General features: G+C 71.6%; 14 protein-coding genes. 8 read left to right on the top strand and 6 right to left on the bottom strand.

What is annotated here, in order from left to right; genetic code table 11:
- Positions 1 to 293: 293 nt before the first annotated feature.
- Positions 294 to 1328 carry a class II fructose-bisphosphatase gene (glpX, locus tag AC067N_RS36800; RefSeq protein WP_478683301.1) on the bottom strand — a complete coding sequence of 345 codons (1035 nt, stop codon included), beginning with the start codon at positions 1326 to 1328 and terminating at the stop codon, positions 294 to 296.
- A 125-nt stretch (positions 1329 to 1453) separates the two neighbouring features.
- On the opposite strand from glpX, the gene AC067N_RS36795 reads away from it, so the two are divergent.
- Entirely contained in the window at positions 1454 to 1972 is a 519-nt protein-coding gene (locus AC067N_RS36795) for a DUF4245 domain-containing protein (protein WP_478683300.1), read from the top strand.
- Positions 1973 to 2150: 178 nt separating this feature from the next.
- On the opposite strand, the gene AC067N_RS36790 is transcribed toward AC067N_RS36795, so the two are convergent.
- The 3 genes from AC067N_RS36790 to xseA form a co-directional block, all read right to left on the bottom strand.
- Positions 2151 to 2741, bottom strand: coding sequence for a malonic semialdehyde reductase (locus AC067N_RS36790; protein ID WP_478683299.1), 591 nt, complete (start codon positions 2739 to 2741; stop codon positions 2151 to 2153).
- A 153-nt stretch (positions 2742 to 2894) separates the two neighbouring features.
- Positions 2895 to 3185, bottom strand: coding sequence for an exodeoxyribonuclease VII small subunit (locus AC067N_RS36785; protein WP_478683298.1), 291 nt, complete (start codon positions 3183 to 3185; stop codon positions 2895 to 2897).
- Between the two features lie 10 nt (positions 3186 to 3195).
- Positions 3196 to 4422 carry an exodeoxyribonuclease VII large subunit gene (gene xseA, locus AC067N_RS36780; RefSeq protein WP_478683297.1) on the bottom strand — a complete coding sequence of 409 codons (1227 nt, stop codon included), beginning with the start codon at positions 4420 to 4422 and terminating at the stop codon, positions 3196 to 3198.
- Between the two features lie 244 nt (positions 4423 to 4666).
- Here xseA and AC067N_RS36775 point away from each other — a divergent pair, with 244 nt between their 5' ends.
- Entirely contained in the window at positions 4667 to 5686 is a 1020-nt protein-coding gene (locus AC067N_RS36775) for a 4-hydroxy-3-methylbut-2-enyl diphosphate reductase (protein ID WP_478683296.1), read from the top strand.
- 141 nt (positions 5687 to 5827) lie between these two features.
- Complete coding sequence (gene ppgK / locus AC067N_RS36770; protein WP_478683295.1) at positions 5828 to 6574, top strand: polyphosphate--glucose phosphotransferase; 747 nt, start codon at positions 5828 to 5830, stop codon at positions 6572 to 6574.
- A 47-nt stretch (positions 6575 to 6621) separates the two neighbouring features.
- Here ppgK and AC067N_RS36765 read toward each other — a convergent pair whose 3' ends face one another.
- On the bottom strand, positions 6622 to 7191 hold the full coding sequence (locus AC067N_RS36765) for a DUF6542 domain-containing protein (protein ID WP_478683294.1): 570 nt from the start codon (positions 7189 to 7191) through the stop codon (positions 6622 to 6624).
- Positions 7192 to 7598: 407 nt separating this feature from the next.
- On the opposite strand from AC067N_RS36765, the gene ychF reads away from it, so the two are divergent.
- The 4 genes from ychF (at position 7599) to AC067N_RS36745 (ending at position 13385) form a co-directional block, all read left to right on the top strand.
- Positions 7599 to 8687 (top strand): redox-regulated ATPase YchF, encoded by a 1089-nt coding sequence (gene ychF / locus AC067N_RS36760; protein WP_478683293.1) that lies wholly within the window; start codon positions 7599 to 7601, stop codon positions 8685 to 8687.
- A 436-nt stretch (positions 8688 to 9123) separates the two neighbouring features.
- Complete coding sequence (locus AC067N_RS36755; protein ID WP_478683292.1) at positions 9124 to 9423, top strand: hypothetical protein; 300 nt, start codon at positions 9124 to 9126, stop codon at positions 9421 to 9423.
- Between the two features lie 324 nt (positions 9424 to 9747).
- The gene (locus AC067N_RS36750; protein WP_478683291.1) at positions 9748 to 10626 is read left to right on the top strand and encodes a universal stress protein; all 879 of its coding nucleotides are present in this window, start codon (positions 9748 to 9750) and stop codon (positions 10624 to 10626) included.
- Between the two features lie 2 nt (positions 10627 to 10628).
- On the top strand, positions 10629 to 13385 hold the full coding sequence (locus AC067N_RS36745) for a cation-translocating P-type ATPase (protein WP_478683290.1): 2757 nt from the start codon (positions 10629 to 10631) through the stop codon (positions 13383 to 13385).
- Between the two features lie 305 nt (positions 13386 to 13690).
- On the opposite strand, the gene AC067N_RS36740 is transcribed toward AC067N_RS36745, so the two are convergent.
- Positions 13691 to 14797, bottom strand: a complete 1107-nt coding sequence (locus AC067N_RS36740; protein WP_478683289.1) for a pyridoxal-phosphate dependent enzyme — start codon at positions 14795 to 14797, stop codon at positions 13691 to 13693.
- A 380-nt stretch (positions 14798 to 15177) separates the two neighbouring features.
- On the opposite strand from AC067N_RS36740, the gene AC067N_RS36735 reads away from it, so the two are divergent.
- Positions 15178 to 16743 (top strand): S8 family peptidase, encoded by a 1566-nt coding sequence (locus AC067N_RS36735; RefSeq protein ID WP_478683288.1) that lies wholly within the window; start codon positions 15178 to 15180, stop codon positions 16741 to 16743.
- Positions 16744 to 16884: the final 141 nt, after the last annotated feature.

Below are 16884 nucleotides of genomic sequence, written 5' to 3'. Positions count from 1 at the left end.
GACCGGACCAGCTACAAAGCCACCACCAGCATCGAAATCCTCGCCGCCGCCAGCCCTTGACAACACACCCCAGCCGCAAACTTCACGGCCTTGGGGCTAGCCGCCAACTCCCTTACAGGGGCGCCCTCTCCGCACAAGAGGGCGCCTTTCCGATGCGGGCCGCGGCCGGCAGGGGGTCAGGGGTGCGGGGCTGTGTCGACATGCGGCTCCGCCGCGTGGGCGCGCTCAGCCACGGACGGCCCGCGACCCAGGCCCCACCGCGGCCCCCGCCCCCTGCCGCTCAACCGGCGTAGCTACTTCGCCTTCTCGAAGTCGATGGAGCTGTAGGCGCGCAGCTTGCTCAGCCGGTGCACCGAGTCGATCCGCCGCACCGTCCCCGACTTCGACCGCATCACGATGGAGTCGGTCGTCGCGGTCTCCGACCGGTACCGCACTCCCCGGAGCAGCTCACCGTCGGTGATCCCCGTGGCGACGAAGAACACGTTCTCCCCGGACACCAGGTCGTCCGTGGTCAGCACCCGGTCGAGGTCATGGCCCGCGTCGATCGCGCGCTGCCGCTCCTCGTCGTCCTTCGGCCACAGCTTGCCCTGGATCGTGCCGCCGAGGCATTTCACCGCACAGGCCGAGATGATGCCCTCGGGCGTACCACCGATGCCGAGCAGCATGTCGACCCCGGTGCCCTCCCGCAGCGCCAGGATCGAGCCCGCGACGTCACCGTCCGAGATCAGCTTGATGCGCGCCCCGGTCTCCCGGATCTCGTTGATGATGCCCTCGTGCCGCGGCCGGTCGAGGATGACGACCGTGACGTCCTCGGGGGTGGACCGCTTGGCCTTGGCGACCCGGCGGATGTTCACCGCGATCGGCGCGTTGATGTCGACGAAGTCGGCGGCCTCGGGGCCGGTGACGAGCTTGTCCATGTAGAAGACGGCCGACGGGTCGAACATCGTGCCCCGGTCGGCCGCCGCGAGCACGGCGATCGCGTTGGTCATGCCCTTGGCCGTCAGCGTCGTGCCGTCGATCGGGTCCACGGCGATGTCGCACTCCGGGCCGGTCCCGTCACCGACGCGCTCCCCGTTGAAGAGCATCGGGGCCTCGTCCTTCTCGCCCTCCCCGATGACGACGACGCCGTTCATCGAGACGGTGGACACGAGGGTCCGCATGGCGCGTACGGCGGCGCCGTCGGCACCGTTCTTGTCCCCGCGGCCGACCCAGCGGCCCGCGGCCATCGCGGCCGCCTCGGTCACCCGTACGAGCTCCAGGGCGAGGTTGCGGTCGGGGGCCTCGGAGGGGACTTCGAGCTCGGACGGCAGATGATGGTTCTCGGTCATCGGAGCGCACCTTTCTGATACGACGACGGCCGGATGAGGGTTCGGGCCGACTCTATCGTCAGGCTGACAAATTGAGCAGGGGACCCCACGGATGAGCAGACCGGTGCACCTGCGACGATGAGTACGTGGCAGGTACGAAAGGCAAGCAGTCCGTTCGCGACATGGTCCTCTCCCTGGGGCTCATCGTGCTCGCGGCATGGGTCATCTATCTCTTCATCCCGCACGACGAGACCGAGCAGGAACTCAAGCGTGTCGACTACCGCGTCGAGCTGCTCACGGCGCGCCGTGCCGCCTCCTATCCGGTGGCCGCGCCCGTAGGCCTGCCCGACACCTGGAAGGCGACGTCCGTCCGCTTCAGCGGCGCGGACTCCGACCACTGGCACCTCGGGTTCCACGCCCCCGGCGGTCAGTACGTGGCCGTGGAGCAGTCCGCCGGGAAGCCGTCCCGGTTCATCCCGGACGCCACCCAGGACGCGAAGAAGACCGGCACGACCCAGGAGATCGGCGGCGAGACCTGGACCCGCTACGAGGGTGACCGTTACGACGCCCTCGTCCTGCGGAGCGAGGGGTCCACCACCGTGGTCGCGGGCGGCGCGTCGTTCGAGGACCTGACGAGGATGGCGCGGGCGCTGCGGACGGAGTGAGGGGCGCGTCCGTATACGAACCCGGGCATTCCGTATACGAAGTGCGGACCCGCTTGTCCCGTATGCGAAGAGCGAGCCCGCGTATTCCGCGCATGGACCCGCGTGTACGGAGCCTCCGCACGCGGAAGGGGCCCCCGGTCGTGCCGGGAGCCCCTTTTTCCGTGCCGTCGTCTCGGTCTCAGACGGTCGTGATGACGTCGTCGAAGGCCAGGCGCGGGGAGCGCGGGTAGGAGGCGCCCTCGCCCGGCTTGCCGATGTTGACGATCATCAGCGGGGTGTGGTCGTCGTCCAGGAACTCCTTCTGGACGCCGGCGGCGTCGAAGCCGGTCATCGGGCCGGCGGCCAGACCCGCGGCGCGCACACCGATGATGAAGTACGCGGCCTGGAGGGCCGCGTTCAGCCCGGCGGCGGCCTCACGGGCCGGGCGCTCGGCGAAGAAGAGGTCCTTGGCCTGCGGGAACGCCGGGAACAGGGTCGGCAGCTCCTCGTGGAACTCGTTGTCCGCGGCGAGGATCGCGACCAGCGGGGCGGTGGAGGTCTTGGCCTGGTTGCCCTCGGCCATGTGCGGCACCAGGCGCTCGCGGGCCTCGGCGGAGCGGACCAGGACGATGCGCAGCGGGGTCTGGTTGAAGGCGGTCGGGCCGTACTTGACCAGGTCGTAGATCGCCTGCACCTGCTCGTCGGTGACCGGCTCGTCGGTGAACGCGTTCGCGGTGTGCGCCTCGCGGAAGAGCAGGTCCTGGGCGGCGGGGTCGAGAACGAGAGACATGGAACAACCTTCGGCAGACGGGTGCGCTGACGACTACGAAGGTACGCAATGGAAGTTCAATTTTCAATTAAAGGCGGGGCTGGGTGATCCGCTTCACAGGAAGACTGGGCGATCCGCTTCACAAGAACCGGCGACAGGTCCGCGAGCGCGGTGTCACCCCTGCCCGTCGCCGGAGGCGTCCGCCTGCTCGCCCTCGGCCAGGGCCGCGTCCAGCCGGGCCCGCGCGCCGTCCAGCCAGCGCCGGCACACCTTGGCCAGCTCCTCGCCGCGCTCCCACAGCGCGAGGGACTCCTCCAGCGTCGTACCGCCCGCCTCCAGCCGCCGGACGACCTCGATCAGCTCGTCACGCGCCTGCTCGTACCCGAGTGCCCGGTCGGCCTCGGACGCTCCGGCCGCCCCGCCCGTCACCGTCGTCTCCGCGGCCTCGCTCACGTTGCTGGTCATACGGCCCACCTTATGCGTCCCCTCCGACAGTGCCCTCGACCCGGACGGCGAACTCGCCCTCCGCCACCCGTGCCCGCAACGGCTCCTCCGCCACGACCTCCTCGGGCGCGCGCACCACATGCCCGTCCGCCTTCTGGAGCACCGCGTACCCCCGCTTCAGGGTGGCGGCGGGGGAGAGGGCCACCACGCGCGCGTGCGTGTGCGTCAGCTCCGAGACGGCCCGGTCCAGATGGTGGCCGAGGCACCGGCGGCCACGGTCGAGCAGCGAGGCCACCTGGTCGGCCCGCTCGTCGATCATGCGGTGCGGGTCCTCCATCGAGGGGCGCGCCAGGGCGTGCGCGAGCCCCCGCTCCTCCCGCTCCAGCAGCGCCTCCACACACCGCCGCGCCCGGTCCCGCAGCCAGCGCACCCGCTCGTGCTCCTCGCCGACGTCCGGCACGACCTTCTTGGCCGCGTCGGTCGGCGTGGACGCCCGCAGGTCCGCCACGTAGTCCAGCAGCGGGGTGTCCGGCTCGTGCCCGATCGCCGACACCACCGGCGTACGACAGGACGCCACCGCCCGCACGAGCTGCTCGTCGGAGAACGGCAGCAGGTCCTCCACGCTGCCGCCGCCGCGCGCCACGATGATGACGTCCACGCCCTCCATCGCGTCCAGCTCCTTCACCGCCTGCACGACCTGCGGCACCGCGTGCACACCCTGCACGGCGACGTTGCGCACCTCGAAGCGGACGGCCGGCCATCGGTGCCGGGCGTTCTCCAGTACGTCCCGCTCGGCCGCGGAGGCCCGGCCGCACACCAGCCCGATCAGCTGCGGCAGAAACGGCAGCGCCTTCTTCCGCTCCGGCGCGAACAGCCCCTCGCCGGCCAGCGACTTCTTCAACTGTTCCAGCCGCGCGAGCAGTTCACCCACCCCGACCGGCCTTATCTCGGTGGCCCGCAGGGACAGCTGGCCGCGCGGCGCGTACCACTCCGGCTTCGCGTGCACGACGACCCGGGCGCCCTCGCTGACCACGTCCGCGATCGCGTCGAACACCTGCCGGTAGCAGGTCACGCTCACGGAGATGTCGTGCGACGGGTCCCGCAGCGTGAGGAAGACGACGCCGGCGCCCGGGCGCCGCGACAACTGCGTGATCTGCCCCTCGACCCACACCGTGCCGAGCCGGTCGATCCAGCCGCCGATGAGCCGGGAGACCTCGCCGACGGGCAAGGGGGCGTCGGCGGACGTGTTGAGAGCCATGTGGGGAGCGTATCGGGGGGTGCCGACAGCGCCGTAGGGCTCGGGGGGACGGGTTCACCGGCGGCTGCGGGTGGGTGGGGGCCGTCCGCGCCCACGCGGCGAAGCCGCATGTGTTCCGCCCGCCCCTCCAGGGGCGCGGGGAACCGCGCGGGAAACCACACCTCACCCGCACCCGCCGAACGGCACGCGCCCCCGAGCTCTCCCGCCCTCCCAAGACGGAGTCCCCCGGAGGGAACCCCCTACGATGGGGTGCATGACCGCTTCGCCTGGCCGCCGCCGTGTCCTCCTCGCCGCTCCGCGCGGCTACTGCGCGGGTGTCGACCGTGCCGTGATCGCCGTCGAGAAGGCCCTGGAGCAGTACGGGGCCCCGATCTACGTCCGCCACGAGATCGTCCACAACAAGTACGTCGTGCAGACCCTGGAGAAGAAGGGCGCCATCTTCGTCGAGCAGACGGAAGAGGTCCCCGAGGGCAACATCGTGATGTTCTCGGCGCACGGAGTGGCCCCCACGGTCCACGAGGAGGCTCAGCGCGGCAGACTCGCCACCATCGACGCGACCTGCCCGCTGGTCACCAAGGTCCACAAGGAAGCGATCCGGTACGCGGGCGAGGACTTCGACATCCTGCTGATCGGGCACGAGGGCCACGAGGAGGTCATCGGCACCTCCGGCGAGGCCCCCGACCACATCCAGCTGGTCGACGGACCCGGTGACGTCGAGAAGGTCGAGGTCCGCGACCCGTCGAAGGTCGTCTGGCTCTCCCAGACCACGCTCTCCGTCGACGAGACGATGGAGACGGTGGGCGCCCTCAAGGAGAAGTTCCCGCTGCTCGTCTCCCCGCCGAGCGACGACATCTGCTACGCCACGCAGAACCGTCAGCTCGCCGTGAAGCAGATGGGCGCCGAGGCCGAGCTGGTCATCGTCGTCGGCTCCCGCAACTCCTCCAACTCCAAGCGGCTCGTCGAGGTCGCCAAGCTCGCCGGCTCCCGCGAGGCCTACCTCGTGGACTTCGCGAGCGAGATCGACGAGGCATGGCTGGAGGGCGTGGAGACGGTCGGCGTCACCTCGGGCGCCTCCGTGCCGGAGGTCCTCGTCGAGGAGGTCCTGGAGTGGCTCTCCCAGCGGGGCTACGAGGACGTCGAGCTGGTCAAGGCCGCCGAGGAGTCGATCACCTTCTCGCTGCCCAAGGAACTCCGCCGCGACCTGCGCGAGGAGGCGGCCGCCCTGGTCGCCGAGCGCACCGGCCAGGGCGTCGCCGGCGCCTGAGCCCCCGCAGTCTCCGCGTACGGCCCCGGAACGTGAAGGTTCCGGGGCCGTACGCGTGCGAGGACGTATGGGTTCCGGGGCCGAACGGAGGCCGGGCGGCCTCTGGCCGTGACTGTCCGTCGTACGACGTAACGTAGGGCCATGCACATCTTCGGCGTGGACATCGGTGGATCCGGGATCAAGGGCGCTCCCGTGGACCTGGACCGGGGCGACCTGGCGGACGAGCGGTACAAGGTGCTGACCCCGCAACCGTCGACACCCGACGCGGTGGCCGACGGGGTGAAGGAGGTCGTCGACCACTTCGGCTGGACCGGCCCGGTCGGCGTCACCTTCCCCGGCGTGGTCACGGGCGGCGCCATGATCCGTACGGCGGCCAACGTCGACAAGGGCTGGATCGACGTCGACGCGCGCGCCCTGCTCGGCGACCGGCTCGGCGGTCTCCCGGTCACCGTGCTGAACGACGCGGACGCGGCCGGCGTCGCCGAGGCGCAGTTCGGCGCCGGACGCGACCGCCGGGGCACGGTCATCATGCTGACCTTCGGCACGGGCATCGGCAGCGCCGTCTTCTGCGACGGCGTCCTCGTCCCCAACACGGAGCTGGGCCATCTGGAGCTGGGCGGCCACGACGCGGAGACCCGCGCCTCCACCAAGGCAAAGGACGACCACGAGCTGACCTGGGAGCACTGGGCCAAGCGCGTCACCAGGTACCTCGCCCATGTGGAGATGCTCTTCTCACCCGAGCTCTTCATCATCGGCGGCGGCGTCAGCCGCAAGTCCCACAAGTTCCTGCACCTGATCGAGGGCATCCAGGCCGAGATCGTCCCGGCCCAGCTCCAGAACAACGCCGGCATCGTGGGCGCGGCCATGAGGGCGGCGAAGGCGGGCTGACCCCGCGATCCCGCTCGGGGGCGGGGCTGGGCGGAAGCCGGGGCGGGTCAGGAGCCGCGAGGCGCCGTGCGGCGGGGCTGCGCCGGGGGCCTCGGGGGCCGGGGCCGGCCCGTGGCGTGGTCGGACGAGGAGCGCGGCCGGGCGCTGGACGTCCCAGGCCGCCCCTGCCCCCGGTGTCCCTCGGCCGCCGCCTTTTCGCCGGCCCTCCCCCTCCCTCGCTCCGCGGCCATCTCCCACTCCCGCTGGGCCGCCCGCCGGGCCATCAGCCGCAGTTTGCGCACGGTCACGATGACGCCGGCGATGAGCGTGCCGCCGTAGAGCCAGCCCGCTCCCACGGCGAGGGTGGTGACCAGGCCCATCAGATACCCGGCGGGTCCGCCCTCGCCGCCGACGATCGGCGGCAGTCCCGCCGCGAAGGCGATGGGCACGACCACCGGCCCGCTCACCAGGTCCACCCGCCGCATCCACACCGCGGTCAACGCGCTGACCGGCAGGAACAGTGCCCCGTACAGCGCGAGCGACGCATCGAACAGCAACCGGTCGAGGCAGGCGAGCGCGAACATCGACGCCGCGCAGAACAGTCCGCCGCCCAGCCCGGTGAGCCGGGGGTTCGGCATCCGGCGCGCGGCTCGGGCGACGCGCCGCACGGCTCGGGCCGGGGCCGGAACGGGCCCGCGTGAGACCGGGGCACGACGCGGTGTTCCCGCGCCGCCCGGTTGCCGGTCGCCTCTGGCCACCTGCGGCGGAAATCGAGTGCCGCGCTGCGGTCCGGTCCGAGGGGGATACGTCCTTTGTTGCTCCACTCGACCAACTTAGGTCGGTTAATGTGCCGAATGGGTTCACTGACACGCCGTTGAGGGGGCCTTGGGCAAGCGTTCGATACGTCGCCGGGCAGGGCGCGGGCACGCCGTAAACTGGGGGACCGGCCAGCCCTCTGGCCCCTGGGGCACGATCCGCCGGACCGCACCCCCAGGCCCCGCCACCCCAGGCCGCCTGGCCCTCCTACGTACGGGAAGTCGCAAACGTGTCGCTCACGATCGGAATCGTCGGTCTGCCCAACGTCGGCAAGTCGACCCTGTTCAACGCCCTGACCAAGAACGACGTGCTGGCGGCCAACTACCCGTTCGCCACGATCGAGCCGAACGTCGGCGTCGTCGGCGTCCCGGACGAGCGCCTGACCAAGCTGGCGGAGATCTTCGGCTCTCAGCGGATCCTCCCGGCGACCGTCGACTTCGTCGACATCGCGGGCATCGTGCGCGGCGCCAGCGAGGGCGAGGGCCTCGGCAACAAGTTCCTGGCGAACATCCGTGAGTCCGACGCGATCTGCCAGGTCATCCGCGCCTTCAAGGACGAGAACGTCGTCCACGTCGACGGCAAGGTCTCGCCCAAGGACGACATCGAGACGATCAACACCGAGCTGATCCTCGCCGACCTCCAGACCATCGAGAAGGTCCTGCCGCGCCTCCAGAAGGAGTCGCGCATCAAGAAGGACGTCGCGCCGAAGGTCAAGGCCGTCGAGGAGGCCAAGGAGATCCTGGAGAAGGGTGACACCCTCTTCGCGCACGGGATCGTCCAGGGCTCCGAGCGCAACGAGCTCCTGCACGACCTGCACCTGCTCACCACCAAGCCCTTCCTCTACGTCTTCAACGTCGACGAGGAGGAACTGGTCGACGAGGACTTCAAGAACGAGCAGCGCGCGCTGGTCGCCCCCGCCGAGGCGATCTTCCTCAACGCCAAGCTGGAGGCGGACCTCGCCGAGCTGGACGAGGAGGACGCGCTCGAACTCCTCCAGTCCGTCGGCGCCGAAGAGCCCGGCCTCGCGACCCTCGCCCGGGTCGGCTTCGACACCCTCGGCCTCCAGACGTACCTGACGGCGGGCCCCAAGGAGTCCCGCGCCTGGACGATCAAGAAGGGCGCCACCGCCCCCGAGGCCGCCGGTGTCATCCACACGGACTTCCAGAAGGGCTTCATCAAGGCCGAGGTCATCTCCTTCCACGACCTGGTGGAGACCGGTTCGGTGGCGGAGGCCCGCGCCAAGGGCAAGGCCCGCATGGAGGGCAAGGAGTACGTGATGCAGGACGGGGATGTCGTGGAGTTCCGCTTCAACGTGTGAACTCCACCACGTCGCCGATGTGGAGGAGTTCAAGGCAAAAGTGTGAGTGGCCAGGGGAGGCCGGGGGTATTCGTTCCGGCCCCCTCGGTAATCACCGCCGCATAGACAAGACGGGGACCGGCGTTACGTCGTGCGGTCGACCGCAGTGCCTCAGCCCCTGAAGGGCGATGTTCGACCAGGTGATGGCCCGGATCACCGGCCGGTTCAGGCGAGTTGAACCCCGGGCCGCAGCCCGCGCCCACCTGCTCGGGCTGCTGTCCTCGACTCCGACCGACTTGAGGCCATCGGCGCGGAACTGGATTTCCCGGACGAGCGATGGGGAGTTCCGGCGCTGGCGGTCAGGGGAGCTTCAAGCAGCCGGTCGCCAGTTGGTGCGGCGAGATCCACCTCACGACCGGGTGTGAGGTGTCGCGGCCGGTGGACTGGGCTGGGATTCGTGATCCGCAGGGTGGACCCGGCCCGGATCCGGGACCTGGTCTCCCATACGCCGGGCGGCGGCCGGACCGACATCACCCTTGTTGACACGGAGCGGACGTACAACGAGTCGGTGCCCGACCTGCGGCCCGGGTACGTCTGCTTCGGCCTCACCGCCGACACGCTGTTCCCGTTCTCCCAGGTCACCCTCGTGCAGACGGCCAAGATGCTTGAGGCCTGGGGCGTCGAGGTCGAGGTCATCGGGATCCGGGCCACGGCGGCGCCTGCACGCCGGGCGGGAATCCGGCACCTGGCCGCGTAGCGGGGGTGAACCGCCCCAAGGCGGACGGAGACGACGAAGACCTGAGGGGCCGGGGCGCCCGGAAGGGCGAACGAGTGGTTCTCGGCGCGGTTCACGTGCTCACTTCAGGTGATCGCTTCACCGAGGGCCGCGCGACCGCCGCGTGCGCGGAGCCGTACGCACGCCCGACGAGCGGGCACAGCGTGATCCGCGGTGTCCAGGGCCGGCCCGTCGCGACCGCCGCAGGACCGATCGGCGCCGACGGCGGCCGTTAGGCCCCATGACAGCGAGTGAGTGTCCGGGTGAACTGGGAAGAGAGCCGAGAGTCCGGACGTAGGAGGCACAGTGAGCGGTCTGGTGGTCGTGGGAGTGGACGGGTCGCCGTCGGGTCTCGCCGCGGTGGAGGCGGCGGCACGGGAGGCGCAGGCGCGCGGAGCGCGGCTGCGGGTGGTGCACGCGTTCGTCTGGCCCGCGATGCATGTGCCTCTGGGGCCGTCGTCCCTGGGCCCGCCCGAGGGCGGGCTCCGGAACATGGCGGACCGTCTGGTGGCCGAGGCGGTCGACGTCGCGCGGGTGACGGCCCCGGACGTCGAGGTCAGCCACGCGGTGGTGACCGGTGAACCCCTGACGGTGCTGGAGGCGCAGTCCCGTTCGGCCGAACTGGTGGTGGTCGGGTCCCGGGGCATGGGCGGGTTCGTCGGCCTGCTGGTCGGGTCGACCGCGGTGCATCTGGCGGCGCACGGCCGGTGCCCGGTGCTGGTGGTGCATGACAAGCCGGGTACGGAGGGCCCGGTCGTGCTGGGCGTCGACGGCTCGGCCGCGAGTGAGCGGGCGGTGGACTTCGCCTTCGCCGAGGCCGAGTCGCGCAAGGCGCCGCTGGTGGCGCTGCACGCCTGGACCACGTGGAACGCGCCGATGCCCGCACCGCCGGACGCGTCGACGCCGTACACGAACCCGCCGGGCGCCCTCGCCGGGGAGGAGGAGAGCCTGCTGTCGGAGGCGCTCGCGGGCCGCCAGGAGCGGTACCCGGGTGTGGTGGTGGAGCACAGGGTCGTGCACGGTCCGACACGGGAGACGTTGATCGAGGCGAGCCGGTCCGCCCAGCTGATGGTGGTCGGTGCCCGCGGCCGGGGTGGTTTCGCCGGGCTGCTGCTCGGTTCGGTCAGTCAGGCCCTGCTGCATCACGCCCACTGCCCCGTCGCCGTCGTCCGCGGCGAGGTGTGACCGTGCCGCAGCGGGCCGCGGCCGGGAACCACACCCTGCCGGTAGGGGCGCCCGCGCAGGCGGACGCCCACCTGCGCGAGGCCGCAGACGTGGCGGACTCGCTGGCCGTGGTCCCGGCCATCGGCCTGGCCACGGCGGACGCCGAGCGGCGGGCCGCCGCCTGGGGCGCCAACGAACTGGCCGAACCGGCTCGCCGGCCGCAGTGGCTGCGCCTGCTGGACCAGTTCCGCAGCTGGCTGATCGGCATCCTGCTCGCCGCCGCCGTCATCGCCGGAATCATCGGCGAGATCAAGGACGCCCTCGTCATCAGCGTCGTCCTGCTCATCAACGCCACCATCGGATATCTGCAGGAACGCCGCGCCGAGCGCAGTCTGGAAGCCCTGCGCCGGATGCTGGTCCCCACGGCGCGCGTGCGCCGCGACGGCCAGGTGAGGGTGATCCCGGCCGGCACCCTGGTGCCCGGCGACATCGTCCTCCTGGAGGCGGGCGACCGCGTCCCGGCCGACGGACGCCTGGCCGTCGCCGAGTCGGTCGAGGCCGCCGAGGCCGCGCTCACCGGCGAGTCCCAGCCCGTCGCCAAGACGACCGCGCCCGTCGCGGACCACGGCGACGAGCCCGTGCCCGTCGCCGACCGCGCCGGCATGCTCTTCATGAACACCGCGCTGACCCGCGGCCGCGCCGAGATGATCGTCACCGCGACCGGGATGCGCACCGAGGTCGGCGCGATCGCCGAGGCCCTGCGCACCGGCAGCGAACCGCCCAGCCCGCTCCAGGTCCAGATGGACAGCCTGGGCCGGCGCCTGGCACTGGTCAGCGGTGTCGCCGTGGCGGCCTACGCGCTGGTGGCCCTCCTGCGCGGCGAGGAACTCGCAGATCTCGCCCTGCGGGCGGTGGCCCTGGCGGTCGCCGCGATCCCCGAAGGGCTGCCCGCCGTTCTCGCGCTCACCCTGGCCCTGGGCGTCTACCGCATGGCCCGCCGTGGCGCCATCGTCAAACGCCTGGCCTCCGTCGAGGCGCTCGGCTCCGCGACCGTGGTGTGCAGCGACAAGACCGGCACCCTGACCATGAACGAGATGACGGTCCGCGCCCTGTGGGCCGCCGGCCGCGACCACGACGTGACCGGCGAAGGCTACGACACCACCGGCACCGTGCTTCCCGTGAGCGGGGAGAGCCGCGCGGACTTACGCGACGCGGTGTTGCCGTTCGCGCTGTGCAACGACGCCCGTCTCACCGCGGACGGCGTCATCGGAGACCCCACCGAGGCCGCCCTGATCGTGCTCGCCGCCAAAGCCGGTCTCGACGCGGACCTGCGGACGCGCATGACGCGTACGGGTGAGGTTCCCTTCGACCCGGCCGCCAAGTACATGGCCACCTTCCACGCCGACGCCGACGCCGACGCCGACGGCGGCGTCGGCGTTCACGCCAAGGGAGCCGTCGACGTCCTGCTGGACCGCTGCACCCACGTCCTGGCAGAACAAGGACCCGTGCCCCTGGACGCCGAGCGCCGCCGGGAGATCACCGACGCCGCACGGCGGATGGGCGGCCAGGGCCTGCGCGTCCTCGGCGCCGCCACCGCCACCGCCACCGCCACCGTCACCGCCGGCCGGCTCGGCCCGGAAGAAGTGACGGGGCTGACCCTGACCGCCGTCGCCGGGATCGCCGACCCGCCCCGGCCCCAGGCCCACGAAGCGGTCAACCTCGCGCAGGCCGCCGGCGTCACCGTCAAAATGATCACCGGGGACCACGCCGACACCGCAGCCGCCATCGCCCGCGAACTCGGCATCACCGGAGATGTCGTCTCCGGCGCCGAACTGACCCGGATGAGCGACCAGGACCTCGCGGACCGCATCGAGGACATCGGCGTCTTCGCCCGCGTCGCCCCCGAACACAAGGTGACCATCGTCCGCGCCCTGGCACGGCGCGGCCACATCGTGGCCATGACCGGGGACGGCGTCAACGACGCCGCCGCCCTGCGCGCCGCCCACATCGGCGTCGCCATGGGCGTCACCGGCACCGACGTCGCCAAGGAAGCCGCCGACATGGTGCTGACCGACGACGACTTCTCCACCATCGTCCGCGCGGTCCGCGAAGGCCGCTCCATCTACGACAACATCGTCACCTTCGTCCGCTTCCAGCTGTCCACCAACATCGGCGCCATCCTCACCCTGCTCGCCACCGTGCTGGTCGGACTGCCCGCCCCCATGTCCGCGATCCAGCTGCTGTGGGTCAACATCATCATGGACGGACCACCCGCCATGGCCCTGGCCATCGACCCCCCGCGGGACAACGTGATGCGGCGTCCGCCCCGCCCGTCCGGTGAACGCATCCTCAACGCACGCCGCCTGGCCGCCATCACCCGCTCCGGCGCGGTCATGGCCGTCGGCACCCTCGCCGTCTTCACCGGCGCCCGCCACCTCACCGACACCGCGACCGCCGCCACCATGGCCTTCACCACGTTCGTCCTCTTCCAGCTCTGCAACGCCCTGGCCGCGCGCAACGAGGACGGCCCCGTCCTCGGCCGCCACCAGTTGCACAACCGCACCCTGTGGATCTGCCTGGCCGCCGTCCTGGCCCTCCAGGTCGTCGCGGTGCAGCTGCCCTTGGCGCAGGGGGTCTTCGACACCGTCTCCCTCGGCCCGGCCCAGTGGGCGGTCTGCCTCGCCACCGCCTCCACCGTGCTGCTGACCGAGCACGTCTGGCGCGTCGCCCGCGCACGGTCCGGCCAACCGGCCGACGTGAGGCACGACGACCGCCCCTGAGCCCCCCTCACGTCGCCGACCCGTGAGGCCCGGGAAGGCGACCGGAGGCAGCCAGGCCGACCGGACGTGGGGCCCGACTCCCGTTGATCCGCGGCGAGGTACGTCCGCGCTGAACACCACCTGTGCGGTGGGCCGTCGACGGACCCACCGCTCCGATCCGTCGACGGAGCCGGTCGGCCCTCGCCGGGGACCAGCGGCCCCTGCCCCGCGACCCGCCGGAGGAGAAGCAGCATCCACCGAAACGCAGCACCGACGCGAGAGGAGCTCGCTTCCCCACCCCAGCCACCCCTCACCCCCTCACCCCCTCACCCCCTCACCACCCCCGACTTCAGCCCCGCCCCGCACAACGGCACCACCGCCAAGCGGCTCCCCAGGGCTTCCTCCCGTACGGCGGCCCAGCAGGCAACGCCCGTCGCCTCGACGAACAGGCCCTGGGAGGCGAGGTCGAGCTGGGCGTGGCGGAGCTGGTCCTCGGTGACGGTGAGGAACCTGCCGCCGGAGTCGCGCACCGCCCGGAGGATCTGCCGGGCCCGGGGCGGGCGCGGGATGGCGATGCCCTCGGCGTGGGTGGGCGCCATGGGGGTGGTGCCGACGAGGTCGTCGGCGCCCTCCTCCCACGCGTGGGCCAGCGGTGCGACCGCGGCCGGCTGGACGGCGTACAGGGCGGGGCGGCGGCCGATCAGGCCCGCCGCGTGGAGTTCCGCGACGGCGAGAGCGGCGCCCAGCAGCAGCGTGCCGTTGCCGACCGGGACGACGAGCACGTCCGGGAGGCGGCCGCCGAGGTCCTCCCACAGTTCGTGGACGTAGGTCTTGGTGCCGTGGAGGAAGTAGGGGTTGTAGACGTGCGAGGCGTAGAAGACGCCCTCCTCGTCCGCCGCCTCGCGCGCCGCGGCCGCCGCCGCCTCGCGGTCCCCGTCGACGATGTTCAGCCGCGCGCCGTGCGCCTCGATCTGCTCCAGCTTCTTGGCCGAGGTGCCCGCGGGGACGTACACCGTGCAGGGCAGCGCGGCCCGCGCGCAGTACGCGGCGACGGCCGTGCCGGCGTTGCCGCTGCTGTCGGCGACGACCCGGTGCGGTGCGAGCCGCCGCGCCAGCTCGGCCAGGAGGACCGCGCCCCGGTCCTTGAAGGACAGCGTCGGCATCAGGTAGTCGAGCTTGGCGGAGACGCCGTCCCTGAGTTCGACGAGCGGGGTGCGGCCCTCGCCGAGGGAGACCGCGGGCGTGCCGAGGGGGAGGCACTCTGCGTAGCGCCAGAGGGAGTTCACCCGGCCGGCCAGGGACTTGAGGGGTGCGGGGGTGGGCGCGAAGTCGAGGTCCAGGGGGCCACGGCAGGCCGGGCAGCACCAGGCGAGGGAGGCCGCGGGGACGCGGGTGCCGTCCGTCGGGCAGAAGCGATCCGGCAGAGGTGTCATGCACGCAGGGTAAGTGGGGCCGACGACGCCGGTGCCCCATGGCGACTGTCATGGGCGCGGCATGACGGTGTGTCATGGAAGTGCGTAACGGTGTGTCATGGGCGCCATGCATCGGTGCGTCATGGCGGCGTGTCGTGACGGTGTGTCGCAGCGGTCCGGTCTGGCGGTGAGTCATGACGGTGGCACGGGCACCGACTTGCTGCCGCGGTTACGTGCGTGCAGGGGCCTTGTGCAATTCCTTCAGAGGCCTCAATCTTTCGGCTGACGCACAGGAAACCCACAGGGAATTGACATGGGCATGATATCCGCCCGGACCGTCCCCGCGTCCGAGTGTGTGCGTCCCCCCACCAGCGCACCACCGATTGAGGAGGATCCCTCAGATGGCAGTGATGCGTCAGAACCGGCGAAGACTGGCCGTGATCAGCGCGGCGGCCACCGCGGCGCTCGCCTCCGGCCTGGTCTCCGCCCTCCCCGCCACCGCGGCGGCGGTAGGCCCGATCCAGTACGCGGGCGCGACCGGCGCCGTCAAGGACAGCTACATCGTCACTCTGAAGGCGGACGCCAAGGCCGGCTCCGGCAAGGGCAGGGCCCTGGCCGAGCGGTACGGCGCCGAGATCGAGCGCACGTACACCAAGGCGCTCAACGGCTACGAGGTCAACGCCACCGAGGCGGAGGCGAAACGATTCGCCGCCGATCCGAACGTCGTCTCCGTCGTCCAGAACCGGACCTTCACCATCTCGGCGACACAGCCCAACCCGCCCTCGTGGGGCCTCGACCGCATCGACCAGTCGGCGCTGCCGCTCAACCAGAGCTACAGCTACGACGACACCGCGGGCGAGGGCGTCTCCGTGTACGTCATCGACACCGGCGTCCGCATCACGCACAGCGACTTCGGCGGCCGTGCCGTGGACGGCTTCGACGCCGTCGACAACGACACCACCGCCCAGGACGGCCACGGCCACGGCACACATGTCGCCGGAACCGTCGCCGGCACGGCCTACGGCGTCGCCAAGAAGGCCAGGATCGTCGGCGTCCGCGTCCTGAACAACTCGGGCCAGGGCACCACCGCGCAGGTCGTGGCGGGCATCGACTGGGTGACCGCCAACGCCGTCAAACCGGCCGTCGCCAACATGAGCCTGGGCGGTCCGGGCGACTCCGCCATCGACACCGCCGTACGCAACTCCATCGCCTCCGGTGTCACCTACGCCGTCGCGGCCGGCAACGAGACGACCAACGCCTCGACCCGTTCCCCAGCCCGCGTCACGGAGGCCATCACCGTCGGCGCCACCACCAGCTCCGACGCGAAGGCGAGCTACTCCAACTACGGCACCGTCCTGGACCTGTTCGCCCCCGGCTCCTCCATCACCTCGGCCTGGCGCACCAACGACACGGCGACCAACACCATCTCCGGTACGTCGATGGCGAGCCCGCATGTCGCGGGAGCGGCCGCGCTGTACCTGGCGGACAACCGCACGGCCACCCCGGCGGCCGTCCAGACGGCCCTGGTGAACGCCGCCACCACCGGGGTGGTCACCAGCCCCGGCACCGGCTCCCCCAACCGCCTGCTGAACGTGGGCGGCGGAGGGACGACGCCGCCGCCCGGGCCGCGTTTCGAGAACACGGCCGACTACGCGGTCAACGACAACTCCACCGCGGAGTCGCCGATCACCGTCAGCGGTGTGTCGGGCAACGCGCCGTCCTCGCTCAGCGTGCCCGTGAACATCGTCCACACGTACATCGGTGACCTCCAGGTACAGCTGGTCGCTCCCGACGGCACCGCGTACACGCTGAAGGCGTACGGCATCGGTGGCAGCGCGGACAACATCAACACCACGTACACCGTGAACGCCTCCTCGGAGGTCGCCAACGGGGTGTGGAAGCTCCGGGTGAGCGACAACGCCGCGCTGGACACGGGACGCATCGACTCCTGGGCGCTCCAGTTCTGACCCCGGCCTGAAGGCTTCCGGTCCCGGCCCGACCGCGGGGCGGGCGGGGGCGATTCCGCAGGGCGCCGCACCCCCTGGGTCCGCGCCCCGCGTGTCGACCCCGCCCGCCCCGCGCCTACCATGCGCCAAGTCGTACGGAAG

The sequence above is a fragment of the Streptomyces sp. NPDC042364 genome, from assembly GCF_056437585.1.
The sequence above is the reverse complement of the archived record's forward strand: the minus strand, read 5'-3'. Positions and strand labels throughout refer to the sequence as shown.